The following is an 18,014-nucleotide window of genomic DNA, read 5'->3' on the forward strand; positions in this document are numbered from 1 at the left end:
AGTGAAAATAATAAATGGTCTTACCTACCCCTCATTGCAGCAGGGTGGCAAAATAAGATAGACGAGAAAAGACAACTATAGGAACAAATAGTCAGTGTGTGACAATGGCATCTAGTCCTTTTGCACAAAAAACGTTGTAAAGTGTTTACCAACTTAGTTGGATCCCAGTGTCAGCTACTTTCATGATAAGAAATAAAGCACTGATTTTGTACATTAACCATGCTTTTAAATAGATACCTTATTCTTGGCAACTTTAAACTCAACAACAGACACAAACAGACAATTTCTCAAAAACTTTTACAAGAGATTTTGTTAAATGCTCTATCATTTCATTTGTATGGTAAGGCGTAGGAGTAATACGGAAGCGCTCAGTCCCCTTGGAAACTGTTGGGTAATTTATATGTTGTACATATATTCCATACTCATCAAATAACAATTTTGATGCTTTTTTGGACAACTCAGGATCGCCAATTATGATTGGAATTATATGAGTTTCTGTTTGCATAAAATTCACTCCTGCATTTCTCAGTGAGTCTTTTACCTTTTCAACAGACTGCTTTTGCTTTTCCCTTTCAATATTGCTCGACTTTAGGTGTTCAACGCTTGCCTTTGCTGCTGCTGCTAAAACGGGTGACATAGCAGTAGTAAAAATAAATCCTGGGGCTGAACTTCTTATTACATCCACCAAGCTCTTTGAAGACGCTATATATCCACCCATCACTCCAAAAGCCTTTGATAATGTACCTTGAATAACAGTTATTCTATCCATCAAACCTTCTCTTTCTGCAATTCCACCGCCGCGCGGTCCATACATGCCAACTGCGTGTACCTCATCCAAATAGGTAATTGCATTATACTGATCTGCTAGATCACATATCGCTTCAAGCGGTGCTACATCACCATCCATTGAGTATACAGATTCAAGCGCTATTATTTTCGGTGTTTTTATATCTATAGATCTTAGCAATTGCTCTAAGTGATCAGTGTCATTATGCCTAAATATGTGCTTCGGTCTTTTGCCTGACTTTATACCTTCTATCATTGAAGAGTGATTTTTCTCATCTGAAAAAATTACCACACCCGGAATAACAGACGATAAAGTACTAAGTGTAGTTTGGTTGGCAAGATAGCCACAAGCAAAAGTTAAAGCAGCTTCTTTTTGATGCAAGTCAGCCAAAGACTTCTCGAGCTCAACAACTTCCTTTGTTGTACCTGATATATTTCTTGTTCCTCCAGCACCAACAGATGAATTTTGAATAGCAGCAATGACACTATCGTTTTGTGACATTCCCAGATAATTATTACTGCACCAGACAATAACCTCTCTATTTCTTTCATAATCCATAATATAGGGAAGTTTGCCAGGTAATGACGCAAAATGCGTAAATTCACGATAGCGCCCTTCTTCTTTTATATCTTTGATTTTATTTAAGAATATTTCTTCGTAGTCTACCAAGTTTTTATCTATTAACAATCAATATAATTATAATAAATTATTAAATGATAGACTACTATATTTATTCATTATCAGCCACAACAAGGTGTACTTTTTTGTGTATCATCAACCTTTTTAACCTCATTATCCTCAACTAAGCTTTTAGGCCTATAGCAGTACGTAATTGTAGCTGCAATAAGACAACAAGCTGCAACTGCTACTCCTATTGCTAACATCTCTAAGTAAACTGCAACAGCTACTCCTAAGGCAATACCAGTTATTGCAAGCGCAGAAGCAGCTACGACATACTTTTTTGTGTTTTGTGAATTTTTTTTGAGGCCACTTTTGCTGCTTTGCTCATTAATTCTTGGCAATTCTGTTTTTGGCTGTCCATTTCCGTTAGCAACTTGTTCTACATGCTCAGTAGGTTGATTGACGTTAATATCATTATTAACATCTTCAAATTCAATCGAAAGAAATTCATCTTCATCATCACTTGTTAATTCTACTCTGAAAGTACAAGGAACAGAATTACTAGAAACAGTACCATTAGCTGTTGCTTCAGCTTCCACTGTGTCAATTACAGATATTCTTGTTTCATGACCTTCTTCACTAATTTTTTCAAATGGAGAATTACTATTAGAGTCTGAGGAAGTTCCGGCAGAGCAATCACTTTTATCACCTTCAAGTTTAGAAAAATCATCCTTCTCAGAACTCAGTGATAGTGAATCTGATTCACTTCCTTCAGATTCCACCACAGGAACTTCTTGTCTACTTACAGTAGTTTCTACATCATTGCTCATTGATAATATGGCAATATTATCGAGTTCTTTTTTAAGAAACTCTTTAATTTTTTTGAGCTTTTTTCTAGATGCTGTACTTTGTTGCTTAACTCTCGTCTCATTAGCTTTCTTAAAAGCTTCATTCATGATAGGTTCTACATTATTGCCCTCTTGCTTTGCCTGCTCTACTAAAGACCTTACTTTTTTACAATCAAAACTAGAGATAGCATCAAACAACATTTCCCCTACGGTTTTTATATTTTGATCACTACTATGCATTTTACCCCTCCTATAATTATTACTTATAGCTTCTTTTGAAGCCTTTTTATTATCCATAATATTTTCTCCTTCATCAACAATACCGCTTTGTAGTTGTTGATTGTCAGTACTTTTGGATTCTTTAGTACTTAATTGATTATTATCTTCTTGATTCACTGCTTGGCTTGAGGTTGGAGTCTCATTTAGTATAGCCGAAGTGTCTTGAGCATTTTTAACAGGAGATTCTTCATTGGGATCATTGCTACTTCTTTTTATTAGATCAGACTTGATCTTGCACAAAGTCTCCTCCATCTTTTTAAGCTTTTCATAACCTTCTTGAGAAATGTAACCATCATAATACTGCTGCTTGACAGAATATATATGACTTGCAATAGGTACAGTAGGATAACATCTCCATGGCTTGCTTTGCTCCTTGGTAAAACCACTTACTATTTCTAATGTTTTCTCTACTACTGGCAAACCTTCCTTAGATGATACATGAGTAACATGATCTTGAAAAAAGCCTATGTGATCAGCCAAGGCATTAACATCCTTATCATCCACTGCTTTTTTTACTAATTCTGGAATATGGCCCAGATCAAAAACTGTATCCTCAGGAATAATATCAAATGAATCTGAATTCACCTGTGTTGACAAATCTACAACAAATGAATTCTGACCTTCATCAATATTTTCAAGAAGAGACTCAATAATTGCGTTATCAACATCTTCAAAATGCATCTTTATATCATCTAACAAACTTTTGCCATCAACTTTGTAATTCTTTAATTTCTCAGGAATGGTAAGCGTTACCTTGCCGTCTTCATACTCTACTTTACCATCTTGAGATTTAAGCGTGAACTCTAAAATAGCATCAACCCTGCATATTTCTTTATCCAGTTGCTTAACAGGCATATTTGGACAATATTTAATATTTAAAGAATCCTGATCACTACAGACAATCTCTATATGTCTATCATTAGCATCAGGCAATTGCAAATCGTGTCCCAAAAATATAGGAGAGAGCTGCATTAACAAAGAGCCATCATAACCAGCCTGATTGCAACTATTAATTAATTCTTCTAATAGATTATCATTTGGAATTTCTGCTTTAGCATGTTCAAACATTTTTGTAAAAACATGTTTTGCGATTTGGCGTTGGTCATTTTGATTACATTTATCACGAAGCTGGCTAACGAAATTCTTGTCTATAACTTGACCATTAATTACAAAATCCATCCTGGGTAGGTCTTTGTAAGCTTGCTTGCCAGAATTTGCATCCCCATTATTCTCACTTGCCTTGACTTGACTTAGCAGAGATTGTGTTAGCTGAAACTTTAACGTATTTGCTCCATTAGAAGGCGTATCTTCAGTGTCAGAATTATCAACGCTAACTTCTTCTTGACTTTCATTACCTGAATCTCTGGAATGACGACGTTCCTTTTCTTTTTCTGCAGTATCTACTGCTGGTGACATAAGCCCAGCAGATAAATTCCAATCACCCATGTTTTACCCCCTAACTATTAGCTAAGTTAATTATAGCATTAAACAGAAATTTTGCCAAGCAAATTATTGAGTCTTTTAGCAAACAGACTTACGTCTTCCATCTCTTCGCCTTCCACTATACAAGCTTGATAGAACAATAAGTAAATCATATCTCCAAGTGTTGGGTTTTCACCATTTTCAGCGTGAGATTCCATTATGTTTCTTATCAAAGGATGCTTAATGTTAATTTCAAGTACTTTTGGCGTGCGGTAATTTAGCTGCTTCTGTTCACGTAAAAAACGCTCCATGCGAAGATCCATAGTTCCTTCATCAACTGCTAAACACACAGGACTGTCGGTCAATTTCTTAGAGATCTTTACACTTTTTACTAAGCTTCCAAGAACCTTAGTGAAGTATTCAAGTATAGAATCCGTGTTTTCTTCGCTTTTGTTTTCATCTGATTTATTTTCTTCATCTTTCTTACCTTCTTCTGAAGAGAATTTTTCTAAATCAACATCAGCGCGAGTTACAGATTTAAATTTTTGATCTTTATATTCATGAATCACGCTAGTCCAGAAATCATCAACTGGATCAACAAATAGAAGCACTTCCAATCCTTTGCTGACGAATCCTTCAAGTTGTGGACTGTTTTTTACTGAATCGAGACTATTTCCTGTGAGATAGTAGATATGTTCCTGTTCAGGCTTCATTCTGCTTATATAATCATCAATACTAACTAGCTTATCATCACTGGTGCTATGAAATCTGCAAATGGAAAGCAACGCTTCTCTTTCATCAGTTGGCATAGCTTCGCAAAGACCCTCTTTTAACACCGCACCAAAATTGCCCCAGAATTTTGTGTATTCCTCTAAATTATCTTTTGCTTTTTTGCCGAGCTCTGATACCACGCGTTTAGTTAGGGATTTCCTAATCTGCTCAACAACGCGATTATTCTGCAGTGTTTCTCTGCTGATGTTGAGAGGCAAATCTGGTGAATCAACCACACCTTTCAAGAAACGCAGGTATTGTGGTATAATTTGTACATTATCTTCAGTAATAAATACTTTATTGACATATAACTTTACAGAGCAGCGTCTATCTGGATGAAACAAATCATAAGGCTTAATAGAAGGAACATAAAGCAAGTTTGTATATTCTATTGCTCCTTCATTTTTATTATGTAGTATCATCCAAGGCTCACCGCCGACATGCGCAACACCGCGAAAAAAATCATTATGTTCTTCTTGAGTAACATCATTTTTTGGCTTAGTCCAAATTGCAGCTTTGCTGTTTAATTTTTCACTTTTTCCCTCTTCATTTACAAACTCAACGGGAAAATTTATGTGGTCAGAGTAAGTAGTAACAATGTTTTCAATACGGAATTTGTCTAAAAATTCGCTTTCTTCAGGACGCATGATGAGCGTAATTTTTGTGCCACGAGAGATTTGACCATCTAATTTGCTGATTGAATACTCTCCATCTCCTTTAGATTTCCACACCCAAGACTCTTCTTCTCCGGCTTTCCTTGATTCTACTATAACTTCTGAAGCAACCATGAAGCTTGAATAAAAACCAACACCAAACTTTCCAATCAGCTCTACAGCTTGGCTCGAATCTTTATTATTCTTAATTGCATTCAAGAATTTTTGCGTACCAGAACTTGCAATCGTGCCAAGATTATCTATTAAATCTTGCCTGTTCATGCCAATTCCATTGTCGGTTATATACAGCTCATTTTTATCTTTACTGGAGCTAATAGTAATCTTCAACTCATCACTTGAATCTAATAAATCAGCGTTTAATTGTGATTCATAGCGCAATTTATCACATGCATCTGATGCATTTGATATTAACTCACGCAAGAAAATATCCTTATTGGTATAAAGTGAATGAATTACTATATTTAGTACTTTGCCTACTTCAGCGTCAAATTTTAAATTTTCAATTTCTTGTACATCGTGCATTTTGAGCTCCATTATTAGCCTACTATTCTAATAATTTAAGTATTGCACCGCGATCTTTCAAGGTCATGTATGCTAAAATTTATGTGAGCCAGCTTATGGTTCCAACGCTAAAAGTACAACCAATCTGCCATATAAACTAAGAAGAAGGTGCTATTCTCTTTATTCTTAAAATATAATATCTCTTATTTGCTTCAAAGATTTGTTAGTCTTTGATTCTTTTTCTTTAAAAGTAGTCTCAAGAGAAGTTTTAAGCTTTTCCCATTCTTCCTGACCGTTTAGAATCAAAGCGCTATCAATCTTCTCCAGTGCTGTCTGAGGTGATGAATATAATTCTTCATACAAATCAGTGTTTACTAACTGTAGTATTACTAAAAATGTAAATAAATTCGGATCAACTTTCACATAACATAGCTTTATTTTCTTTACGCAGTACTGTATTGCTTTTAATGATAATGAGAAGCTTTCTGCGTAAAATATAAAGCTATCTATTATTAAACTCTTTGATTTTTTCGGTAATTCAGAACTTTCAAACAGTTTTCTTATAAACTGCTCTGTTGGCTGTTTTGGCAAATGCAAAGAGAGATCAGTAAAAGATTTTAGGCTAAAATTTGGTCCAAGTATTGTGCTGATTGCTCTTTGCACGTTACTTTTATCTTGACTAACAGAGATAATGAAAACCAGTCCTTCCACATCGAGCATATACTTTATGGATTCTAAAAAATCAACAATGAATTTAGGGCGGCATATATCAAGATCATCCACCATTATATAAATGTTTTTGTCTTTCCTGATTTTATTAACCACATCTGCTAGTTGTATTTTAAAATCTCTAATGTTCTCTTTTCTCCTTTGGAGAAGATTTAACTCACCCAAGACAAAACCAATGTCTTTCTTATCAGCCTCTTTTGCAGCATCGAGAAATACTGAAAGCATAGCAAGTGGAGATTTACTGATTAGCTTTCCTAATGTATTGAGAGAAAATAGTTCTTGGTTTATGTTTTTGAACTGCTGTATAACACTCCTTTTTACTTTGTATGATGCGAATAGATCCTCAAACAGGAAATGCAAAAAAGAAGGCAATGGTTGATCTAGCGCACTAATATCCCATGCGCTGTAATAAGCTGCAATTTCATTTTGCTGCTCTAGATCCTTTACCCATTCTTTCAAAAAAAATGTCTTACCCCACTCATTATATCCTTCTAAGGATACGATCGAAAAAGACTGATCAATTGTCTTAATTATATTACTAAATCTACTTGCAACTTGTTTGTAACCCAAGCAATCATTCTCCCAAGTTATTACCTTAGGCAATTGCTCCTCTTCTTTTTTTTTTAATGTTATTAGCGATATAAGTTTTTTTAAGCACATGCCCTACTTTATATTTAACTCATACTCTTGTCTTGAAGTAAGTGCTATTCTCAGCGTTCCCTCATCTAGGTAGTCAATTTCTCCACCGATCGGTATACCACAAGCAAGGCGCGATATTTTTACATTCGAATTCTTTAGCAATTCAATTATATATTGCGCAGTAACTTGGCCTTCTAATGTCGGATTGATTGCAATAATGACCTCTTCAATTTTAAATTCTGTAACTCTTTTGGGAATGTTATCAAGATTCAGTTCTTTTGGACCTATGCCATTTATTGCTGATAGCCTTCCACCCAAAACATGATACATACCTGAATATATATTCCCTTTTTCAAATGCCCATAGATCACCCAATTCTTCTACTACACACATTAACTTGGTGTCACGCTTTGGGTTAGTACAAATAGAACACGGCGATTTAGTATCTAGGTTTCCACAAATTTTGCACTCTATTATAAGATCCGCTAGCTCTCTAATCAAAGATGCAAGCGGTAGCATGACTTTCTCTTTATTTTGGAGCAAATGTATAACTAATCTTCGTGATGATGATGGACCTAAACTTGGCAATTTAGAAAAAGCATGAACTAAATTCCTTATATTAATGTTCATTCAGTAAATTCAAGATAGCTCAAAAATGATAACATCAAACCTTTCGTAAAGAAAGTAGTAAGTCTTTATCTTGCTTAGCTATAGAAAAATTTTTCCACTTTTCTCAGAAGTTGTCTTAAAAAAAGTAATGTAATCACAATCTACTGTAACTTAAGTCTGACTCAGGTGTAACTGAAATTATCTCAGACATTTGAGTATTTGTTCTAGTATTTCTTTTTTGAAAATGACGCAATTTATTTTTCAACATATTTCTTTCTTCTACATAACTGTCTGACTCTTTATTCAAACTAGAATTTTTTTCTTCATACTTGGAAAGTATTGTATCGATCAAATAATTAAAAAATAATATTAGACCTGTAGTGTTGGCAAGCAATGCAAGAGAATAATATAACATATCTTCACTCACTTCTTCATTTATTATGTCATGGGAATTTCTATACATTCTAAAACAAGAGCCGAAGGCTGCTAAGCATACACAAGTAAGTTTTGTTTTGTTTAGGACGCACTTAATTCGTGCTAGTTTTTTATTATTATCTTCTAATTTTATACGTAACTTACTAATTTTATTACTATAGTGCTCAATAAACAATTCTATAGCCTCTTTGTTATTAGTATAATTATATGCTTTGTAAGATTCCTTATCTATGAGTTCAGTATCTATATCCTTTGATTTGAGAAGCTCTTTGATTGCTTCATTTTTGTTAAGAAGCACAGCTTCGTGTAGAGGTGTGTACTCACTTTCAACATCTTTTCTTCTGTTAATATTTTTATCAGTTAAGTAGTTAAAAAGAGCTGAAATGCATTCTGAATTATTACCTTCAATAGTCAGAGTAATTGCATCTTTTCCGTCTTTGTTCTTAGTATTAATAACTTTGAAAAGCGGCTTTTCATTCTCTTCCTTATGTTGAAAATATTTGTGCTTGTAAAACTCATTCGCACGGTATGGCTCCTTAAGAATACACAAAAGCTTTTTTACAAAATCAGCATGGTTTTTTTTAATAGCCAAATGTAAAGGTGTGTCCTGATTTTTCTCCTCTTGCAACAATAAGGCATCATACAAACAACCCTCTTTATATAAAAAATTAATCTCTTGATCAAAAGAGATATCTTCTTCTCCTTTACAGATATTTAGTAGCCGTGACCCTATACTTTCTGTAGTACTGTAATCAATTGCAGAGCTACGTTGCACTTTAGATTGATAAAGGGTTACGTTCATACTATTCCTACCTTTAAACAACCCAGCTATACCTCTAAATATTCCAGCTATACCTGATTCACTCCGAGCGGCACAAGGCATTTTATCTTGAATGTGAATCTCAACATTTTCATTAGAAAAAAGTTCTAAAACATGCGAGCTGCCTCTTCTACTGAAAAAAGGCGCCTCATTCTTTTTATCTTTAGCTTTAACACTATTCTCTAGCTTTGCATTCGAAGCACTTATAGGGTTAGCTAAACAATCAAAATCCGTATTTTTAGATACAAAGTCTTCTGATTGAAAATTTGCTGCAGCGTTTATTTCACCTTTCATATTTCTTTTTTTACAGAAGTTGCATTCCAGGCAGGGTATCTCATCTTTAAAATTTTTCAACTCTATTTAAATTTTTTTTAAATAGTTTTTGATAAAAATATTTATGACACTAACTTTTGTGTTAAATTTTTAGAAGATTTTATAGCTAAAAAATTACTTCCGCGTGTTTTGAATCCAATTATAATCACAATTAGAGATATTTATTGAGCTCAAAAATCTATCTTCGTCTGCAGACTTTTTAATCAAATTCATTAAAAATGTAGCGTATCCTCTTCAGCGTATGTGGGTACACATACTTAATCTCTGTCGTATGTGCACTGCATTTTTTTCTAATCTTTTTTTCACAGAGGGATCTTATGTCCAGAATTCCAGATACTTGACCTTTAATTTAGCTAATAAAAACCAACTGGTACCTGCGGTTTTTATAGCTACGTTTTCTCAAACAGATTTCAAATGGATAGTTAAAAGAAACTCACAGTTATCCTAGTACTGCTTTATTATCTGCAGTCTTTTCATGCTCGACAGAAGAGAGTTGAGGATTAACAGCTTCTTCTATTGATTTAGCCTGTTTATAGTCTTGACTTAGGAAATATATAGCCACTCCAACTGCTATTCCAGCAACAAGAGCAGATACTGCGAGTGCGCATAATATAATAGTCATTGAAGGGACTAAAGCACCACCAACACCGAGTCCAATGCCAAGAAAAACGCCAGGTATAATGCCAATCAAACTATTACATCTAGCACTTTCTTTTTTCGATTGAGCTTGGTCTTTCATAGATTTAATGAGTGCTTCTCTTGTTTTTTCTTCTTGATCTAAATCTAATGGGATTTTCTCTTCTTTATTCTTTATCAAAGGGCTTGCACCATATTTCAAAAGGGCTTCTATTGCATCAGTATTATTGTTTATAACAGCTTGGTGTAATAATGTATTTCCACTTTGATCTCGAAAATTGATCAATCTGTAGAAATACTGAGGAGTAACAAATTTATTCACTGCTTCATCTAAAATCTTCATCACGTTTTTAAATGACAATATCTCTTCTTTCTTAGACCTTGTACTATCGTATACAATGCAGTGTTGCAAAATAAGATACACCATCTCTTTTCTTATATCTACAATATCCTTTGTAAATAAAGCTGATTTAAATAACTCCTTGTCAATAGGTATTTCGATATTTTTATTAAGGAATTCCTGCAATTCTCTAATTTTTTCGTTATGCTTTATCCCTTTCCTACAGATGATTTTAAGTAAAGTTATATTATCTACCTATTATAATTATAATAATAATATAATAAATTCTAATAAAAGTCAGATTTTTAATTAAAAAGTTAATACATTAATTCTGTGAATGTCAAATAAATTCCGTAATTTTGTTAAAAAAAACTCACGGGATCAACATCTATTGTTACTGCAATGTTTGAACTTAAGTTATAGTTATTTTTAATCCAATGTTTCAGCTTTTTCTTTATGAATAGATTATGGTTATTGTGTATTTTCAGTAACACTCTATAACGATATTTATTATTTAAGAAATTTATTGCTGCTGGTGATGGGCCAAAAATTTCAAATTCTTTCAGCGTCAAGTGCTGAAAGGTAGTTGAATATTGATTATGTAAAAAGCTTGTTATCTCACTTGCTGCTTTCTGCGTGGCAAATTGATCCTTACCGCAAACTATAAGCGCTATTAATCTACTAAATGGTGGCATTTTAGCTTTGCGTCTTGACTCAAGTTCAATTTCATAAAACAAATCCCTTTTTTGCTGCTGCAATGCTTTTATTATCAAACTTTCAGGATTATTGGTTTGCACTATTACCGTTCCTTTTTCGTTGAACCTTCCAGATCTACCCGCAACTTGATGCAATAATTGATACGTCTTTTCTGCTGCCCTAAGGTCAGAATTTTCAAGGCCTAAATCTGCATTTATCACTCCAACCAAAGTTAACTTAGGGAAATTATGCCCTTTGGCAATCACTTGTGTACCGATTATAATATTCACCTCTTCCTTGAGCACTGAGTCAATGACGCTACCAAGCGACTTCTGATCGCTGCTGGTAATCGCAGTTTTTGCATTTGGTATTAATTTCACTATTTCTTCAACTAACCTTTCAATTCCCACACCATAAAGGAACAATGACTTTTCGCTTTGACAATTAGAGCATTTTTCTGGAAGTTTTGATTGATAAGAACAATGGTGACACAAAAGGACGTTCTTTTTCTTGTGGTAAGTAAGCCATACAGTGCAATTTGAGCAGGAAATTTTATATCCACATTTTTTACAAACTGCAAGTTGCGCATACCCCCGGCGGTTTAGAAAGAGCATAACTTGCTGTTTTTTCTCTATGGTTTGTTTTATTCCTTCGAAAAGTTCATTGGAAATCCATTGCTTATTATTTACTACTTTTATTTGTGGCAACTCTGCACCACCGAATCGTTTAGTCAATTTTACATGATTGTAATTCCCTTTTTTAACATGATAAATTGTTTCAAGTAGCGGAGTGGCGGATGACAAAATAATCGGAATATTTTCGAGTTTGGCTAAGATAATGGCCATATCTCGAGCATTATATATAATCCCCTGTTCTTGTTTAAAGGATGAGTCATGCTCTTCATCGACGATAATTAATTTTAGGTTTTTATAAGGCAAAAAAAGCGCTGACCGTGCCCCAATAATTATCTGCGCACTTCCATTTGCGATACTGAGCCAATTATTTCGGCGAGCTTTTGGAGTAAGTCCTGAATGCCACTCAGCTATATTTCCAGATGTCTGACTGCGAACGCGATTTACCAATTGTGAAGTTAGGACAATTTCTGGCAGAAGGATAAGGACTTGTGCATTACCTCCTTCTGTTGTCATTCCAGTGTGTAACCTTTTGGTGTTTGAACATTTGCAGGTAGTTTTAGTAGTAGATGATGTCATTCCAGTGCTTGACACTGGAATCCAGTCTTTATCGTACAAATGCTTAGTGTACTGATTTGAAATTAAGTTCCAGTGTCGGGGCACTGGCTTTTTGGTAAAAATTACTCTTATATTGTAACATTCGTCTAGTTGTGTATTGAACGCTGGAATGACATAACGTTTATTTTTGAAAGTAAATTGCATAGCAAATGGTGTCATGCAAGTAGTTGACACTGGAATCCAGTTTTTTGATTGAAAATGTTGTATAGTGTGCTGTTTACAATCAATTTTACTGGATCCCAGTGTCGGGGCACTGGGATGACAAAAGAAGGGGGCACCGGAATGACACCATAGGATGGAGTGACACCTTTTTGGTAGACAATGTTCGTAAATACTATAATTCTTAATTAACTGTGCAATCACAGAGAGATAAACTTCCGTTTTTCCAGACCCGGTTTCACCGTCAAGCAAAGTCACTGAATACTCATTCAAATTACTTATTATCTTATTGCGAGCTGCTTGCTGCTCAGGGCTTAATTGGCAATCTATTTCACTTATTTCCTGCTTTTGCTTAGTGAAAACTAACTTATCTATCTGATTTACCTTTAATACTCCTCCCATTATTACTTTGGCAAGCATACCGATAGGTATTACATTATACTGCGCAACCCACTCTGCAAATTCGATCAGTTTTGGTCTGATACTCGGTAACTCGATCTTTTGTTCAATGCATTTTAATTCTCGATCACTCTTGCCGCTATATTTCCAAACTATTCCAATCAAACGCTTTCTGCCAAATGGTACCACTACGTAATCTCCAATTGAAGTTTCAGTATCTTTCTCAATTGCATATGAAAATAACTGATCAATTGGAAGCGGTAGTAATACGTCAACTGTTTTTGTCATAAGTTAGCGCTGTTTTTAGATACATAGAGAAGCCTTAATGCTTTTTTCATAGTACACAATTTATAATCATAAATATTAGAAATGTGAGGAAATTCTGTATGTTTAGCGATAAAATAGTCCTAGACTTTGAAATAGAAAAAGGTGACCGAATAGATCGGTGTTACTTCTCTACACGCATCAAACTTACAGATAAGAGCAAGAGTCTTCTATGTGAAAAGCTCGATAAACTTAACAATTTAGATGATTACTTTAATCTTAATCCTGAAAATTTTTACATTTATTACAATAAATATTTTGGGCACTATGGTAGAGATGAGCTATATGTCAGAGATAATAATGGTAGATATTTAGCTACTAAACTTCCACTTGATCAGAGCGGATTTTCGATAGAGTTATCATTCGACGAGGTGAATTATGGTTTTTATCCTATGTATGCAATCTATAACCCCACTCAATATGACAAAAAGCAGGAAAAGAGCTTTGAAGATAATGGTGAATTGCAGCCGTTTGTGTCAATTGTATTGGATTACTTTCTAAATGGCTTAACCGTTCAAGATATGTTTTTGCAAATACAAAATGAGCTTGTTGAAAAAGAAACAAAATTAGAAGAAGACAGAAGAAAGGCAGAGGAAGAATTAAATCAAAAGAATGAAAAGTTAAGAGAACTCATAGAAAATGATGAGATTAAAGTACTTAAAGTAATAAAAGGCCATAGTATTGGGAATGGACGTTCAGCAGCAATTTTACAGCTTAATGGTGATCTTGATGCAAGTAAATACTACATAGCAGAGTATGAAAGCAATGAATACTTACATTGTACGAGCTCTGGTTATGACATACTGCTTGACCAGAGCGATTTATTTTTTGTTCTGAATAGCAGCTCTTATCTTGAACTTGAAAGCGGTTTCTACTCAATCCCTGAATTTAATTCTAGAAGCTATGCTAAATATCTCAATACTAAGAATCGGCTTTTCAGCGATGATCAACTATCTCAGCAGTTGTGCAAAAACAAGGTAAAGGCTGAATCTACAGTTAACGCATTTTTCTCAAGACTTATTTATAGTGAAAATTTTTAAGAGGTGGATATGAAATTTAAAACAAATTCTGAATATTATAAATCACAAACTTTGATTAAAAAATTATTTCCAAATAAAGAAAGTATAGTAATAAACGATCAGCTTACAATAGAAGTAAAATATGGGGGATTAGCTAGTTATACCCCTGAGTATATAAAACAAACTGTAAAAGATGCTTACGGAGCCTGGTCTGATAATTTCTATTCACAAAAAAGCGTTCATTCTGGTCCAGTAAAATTGCAGCTTTATGTGCTGAAAAATTACGATGATTACAAAGCTCACATCAAGGAACTTTCAGGTGGTAAAGACCATAGAGAATTATGGGGTGGTGGAACAGTAAGAGCACACGAAGCTGACGGCACGATAGCAAAGACTTTTATTGTTGGAGATGTAAATGGCTTACTTTGTGCAAAATCTAAAATTTTAATGGAAAAAATGAGCGATGCATTTCTTGAGTACTCTACCGGTAATATGGAGACAGTACCTGAAGTTTTACGTACCGGTATGAAGCTTTTCATGTGGAGCTATGATGCAGCTAAAAAAGAAAGCACTCGCGATATGCATTATACAAAAGAAGCATACAATAAAATGCATGAATCTGGGCATGATACACCATATAAAATAGCAAGTATGTCTAACGACTATAGAATATCAGATTGCTTAGTGACATTCCTACAAGAAAAACATCCTCAATTCATAAAGCAATTGCTTACTGAGATGTCCTTCAATAGAGTAGAAGCGATATCAAAATTCAAGCATCTTTTGAATAACTCAGAAGTTGAAAAAGAATTTAAGCAGTGGATGGATGTAAAAAGTGGCGATAAAATTGTGGCAGATCTTGTGCCAGATAGTGAAGTTATGACTTTTGGCGAACACAAGCTTCAAATAAATATAAAATATGATGATGAGGAATTAACTCAGAGCAAATTGAGTAGTGTAAAAAATGCCATCGAGAGTACTATAAAAGATTTTGATTCAGCATTTGGCATTAATAATTCTCAGCCTTGGCACAACATACCAAATAAAGTTAATGTTTTCGTATTTAATACAAAGAGTGACTACGAAAATTATCTTAAGGAGTTGAACGTTAACTATAAAGGCGCTTCTGGCTTAACAGTTCAAGGGCGTGGCTCAGAAGTTCATGTTTATTTTTATCTACAAGACCAATTTGATGACTCGTGTAAAACTTTAAAACACGAATTGGGGCACGCCTTAACTATCATTAATTCCTATTATGGTACAGGTGATGTCTTATCTAAGGCCATGCATGAAGGGGTTGCTAACTATATGGCAAGTTTAGAAGATGGTCGGCATGTCAATGACCACGGAGATAAAGAGGCCTTGATTGCAATAAGAAATAAAGATCTCAAACCAGATGAAATATTGCGCAATAATATTTGGAGTAATAAAGGGGAACATTATCATTCGGATGCTGAACAAGTGATCAAATTTCTTGAAGATAAACACCCAGATATGATTGATAATTTGCTCAAGGGCCTTTCTACACATCGTGCAGATAGATCTCAAGGTAATAAATTATTTGAGGATTTTTTGACTGAGCTAAAAGGTTATACTCAGGAATTTAAACAGTGGGTCAAAGCTGAGCTGAGTGGTGAACAACATATGGAATATAATGTTGTTGAATCTAACAGTGTTGAAAGTTCAACAAGCCAACAAAGTGAAGGCAGGGGTATATATGGTTACAGTTCAGCACATCATGTTAGTGGTGATAAAAACAAGATAGAAAGTATTAGTAGAGAAGACAATATAAAAAAAGCGAGTGCAGACGAACAAGGAAAAGCTGTTACAACAAAGGTGATGCAGTATAATAAACAGCCTTTCTTAAAGGTGAATATTGACGACAATAATGTAGGAAACACTATAGGAAAAGTAAACGAGATAAATAAGGTAACAGGTGCGACGAGTTTACATTCTGCTGCTTCATTGGAAGATTTAAGCAAAGTAGCAACGCTACTAAAACACAATTCATATATTGATACAAGAGACCATAATGGACAAACGCCACTACATTATGCCATTCAGTCAGGAAATACGGAAGTAGCAAAATATCTTATTGATCATGGAGCAAATCTTAATGTTCATGACAATTATTATCAGAAAACTAATACTAAATATGTGTATTATAAGACACCTTTACACTATGCTATTGAGTCTGGAAATATAGAGATAGCTAAATACTTAATAGATCGTGGTGCAAATACTAATATTCAAGATGCTTATTCCAAAACGCCATTATACAGTGCTATTTATTCAGGTAATACAGAAATAGTGAAGTATCTATTAGATCATAACGCAGATCCTAATAGTAAAAGTTATTATACTTTTCCGTTACTTGCTGCTATTAAGCTAGGGAATGCGGAAATAGTTAAGAGTTTAATTGAGTATGGCGCAGATCTTGGTATCAAGAACACGTCAGCTCAAACACTGTTGCACTATGCAATTGAGCTAAAACATACGGAAATTGCTAAATACTTAATAGATCATGGTATAGATGTTGATACCCGTGATATTGGCTCTGGTAAATCTCCACTACATTTTGCCATGCACATGAAAAATATGGAAGTAGTTAAATATCTCATAGAGCACAATGCGGATATTGATATTCAGGATAGCTACGGCTTAACACCTTTGCATCTTGCTGTTGATCTTGGGAATAAGAAGATGATAGAGCAGTTAGTTGAAAAAGGTGCGAATATTAATGCTCAGGATAATGATGGTTGGACACCTTTAGTTCATGCAGTGAGGCATGGAAAGTTAGATACAATAGAATATCTAATAAAAAACAAAGCTGACGTTGACGTTGTAGGCAAAGATGGCAGGACACTTATTGAACATGCTGAGTTATGGGCAGAAGGGAAAGGGCTAGAAAGAGATGTAATAGATAGCAAAGGCGATAATGATTCTTATTATCGTGAGCTTTCAAAAGAGGCTGCAACGTGGGAAAAAGCTGGAAAGGATATGCTTAGCTATCTCAAAAAAATTACTATGCAAGAAGAAGAATCTAACGATATAGACCAAATGCCAACTGCAAGTGAAGAAAGGAGTAAAAGATCGATAAGAGGAGACGAAGAGAAGCAAGAGGAAACAATTGTTATAGATAATGTGAAACAACATCCTTTAAAAATAAAAGTGGGTGAGGCTGTTGAAATAGGGAAATATAAGGTAGAACTGCAAGTTACGTATGATGATGTAAGAAATTTTTATGACACTATACGTGGTAAATATCATGATGGTAGTGGATACAATTATGAGCAAGTAATGGTTTTGTACAATGAAATTGTTAGGCCAGCATCACAGCATCATGATGAACCATTTACTCTTGCTGAGTCCTATATTGCAGATGGGCATCTATTTATTAAAAATCAAGATTTTGGAATTTTGAATGATTTTAATGAGATGTTCTATAAAAGTGATGAGTTTATGTAACATAAAAGGTGGATGAGAATTAATTGATATAAGGAATGAAATCTTCTCCTGTCATCCCAGTGCTCCGACACTGGGATCCAGTGTTCATATAATCTCATCACAAACGTTTATTTTAATTTAAGACCAATACCCAATTTAGAATCAAAATTCCTAGATTCCAGTGTCAAGCACTGGAATCTACTATGCAATTTACTTTTTTATATAACAAATAATATTAATTTATTAATTGACAGGTGGCGTGGGTTATACTATTAT

At 34.3% G+C, this 18,014-nt stretch carries 10 protein-coding genes; 2 read left to right on the top strand and 8 right to left on the bottom strand.

Going from position 1 to position 18,014, the window contains the following annotated elements; translation table 11 throughout:
- Positions 1 to 259 precede the first annotated feature (259 nt).
- The 8 genes from hemA to priA all read right to left on the bottom strand — a co-directional run bounded on the left by hemA (position 260) and on the right by priA (position 13,236).
- Positions 260 to 1,456, bottom strand: a complete 1,197-nt coding sequence (gene hemA, locus HGO49_RS02990) for a 5-aminolevulinate synthase (protein ID WP_026092659.1) — start codon at positions 1,454 to 1,456, stop codon at positions 260 to 262.
- A gap of 71 nt (positions 1,457 to 1,527) precedes the next feature.
- The gene (locus tag HGO49_RS07250; RefSeq protein ID WP_017532251.1) at positions 1,528 to 3,981 is read right to left on the bottom strand and encodes a TomO hydrophobic C-terminal domain-containing protein; all 2,454 of its coding nucleotides are present in this window, start codon (positions 3,979 to 3,981) and stop codon (positions 1,528 to 1,530) included.
- 38 nt (positions 3,982 to 4,019) lie between these two features.
- Positions 4,020 to 5,924 (bottom strand): molecular chaperone HtpG, encoded by a 1,905-nt coding sequence (htpG, locus tag HGO49_RS03000; protein WP_040754731.1) that lies wholly within the window; start codon positions 5,922 to 5,924, stop codon positions 4,020 to 4,022.
- Between the two features lie 165 nt (positions 5,925 to 6,089).
- Positions 6,090 to 7,292, bottom strand: coding sequence for a KAP family P-loop NTPase fold protein (locus HGO49_RS03005; protein ID WP_017532249.1), 1,203 nt, complete (start codon positions 7,290 to 7,292; stop codon positions 6,090 to 6,092).
- Positions 7,293 to 7,295: 3 nt separating this feature from the next.
- Positions 7,296 to 7,895, bottom strand: a complete 600-nt coding sequence (recR, locus tag HGO49_RS03010; RefSeq protein ID WP_409350575.1) for a recombination mediator RecR — start codon at positions 7,893 to 7,895, stop codon at positions 7,296 to 7,298.
- A 139-nt stretch (positions 7,896 to 8,034) separates the two neighbouring features.
- Positions 8,035 to 9,429 carry an ankyrin repeat domain-containing protein gene (locus HGO49_RS03015; RefSeq protein WP_017532247.1) on the bottom strand — a complete coding sequence of 465 codons (1,395 nt, stop codon included), beginning with the start codon at positions 9,427 to 9,429 and terminating at the stop codon, positions 8,035 to 8,037.
- A gap of 478 nt (positions 9,430 to 9,907) precedes the next feature.
- Complete coding sequence (locus HGO49_RS03020) at positions 9,908 to 10,630, bottom strand: ankyrin repeat domain-containing protein (RefSeq protein ID WP_017532246.1); 723 nt, start codon at positions 10,628 to 10,630, stop codon at positions 9,908 to 9,910.
- A gap of 176 nt (positions 10,631 to 10,806) precedes the next feature.
- Positions 10,807 to 13,236 (bottom strand): replication restart helicase PriA, encoded by a 2,430-nt coding sequence (priA, locus tag HGO49_RS03025; RefSeq protein ID WP_017532245.1) that lies wholly within the window; start codon positions 13,234 to 13,236, stop codon positions 10,807 to 10,809.
- A 98-nt stretch (positions 13,237 to 13,334) separates the two neighbouring features.
- On the opposite strand from priA, the gene HGO49_RS03030 reads away from it, so the two are divergent.
- Both HGO49_RS03030 and HGO49_RS03035 read left to right on the top strand, forming a co-directional pair.
- The gene (locus HGO49_RS03030; RefSeq protein WP_017532244.1) at positions 13,335 to 14,312 is read left to right on the top strand and encodes a hypothetical protein; all 978 of its coding nucleotides are present in this window, start codon (positions 13,335 to 13,337) and stop codon (positions 14,310 to 14,312) included.
- A gap of 9 nt (positions 14,313 to 14,321) precedes the next feature.
- Complete coding sequence (locus HGO49_RS03035; RefSeq protein ID WP_017532243.1) at positions 14,322 to 17,759, top strand: ankyrin repeat domain-containing protein; 3,438 nt, start codon at positions 14,322 to 14,324, stop codon at positions 17,757 to 17,759.
- Positions 17,760 to 18,014: the final 255 nt, after the last annotated feature.

This window comes from Wolbachia endosymbiont of Diaphorina citri (genome assembly GCF_013096535.2).
Lineage (GTDB): Bacteria > Pseudomonadota > Alphaproteobacteria > Rickettsiales > Anaplasmataceae > Wolbachia.

Coding starts and splice junctions, on each gene's coding strand:
- HGO49_RS07250 (WP_017532251.1), bottom strand. CDS start 3,981: ATGGGTGATTGGAATTTATCTGCTGGGCTTATGTCACCAGCAGTAGAT.
- htpG (WP_040754731.1), bottom strand. CDS start 5,924: ATGCACGATGTACAAGAAATTGAAAATTTAAAATTTGACGCTGAAGTA.
- HGO49_RS03005 (WP_017532249.1), bottom strand. CDS start 7,292: ATGTGCTTAAAAAAACTTATATCGCTAATAACATTAAAAAAAAAAGAA.
- HGO49_RS03015 (WP_017532247.1), bottom strand. CDS start 9,429: ATGAAAGGTGAAATAAACGCTGCAGCAAATTTTCAATCAGAAGACTTT.
- priA (WP_017532245.1), bottom strand. CDS start 13,236: ATGACAAAAACAGTTGACGTATTACTACCGCTTCCAATTGATCAGTTA.
- HGO49_RS03030 (WP_017532244.1), top strand. CDS start 13,335: ATGTTTAGCGATAAAATAGTCCTAGACTTTGAAATAGAAAAAGGTGAC.
- HGO49_RS03035 (WP_017532243.1), top strand. CDS start 14,322: ATGAAATTTAAAACAAATTCTGAATATTATAAATCACAAACTTTGATT.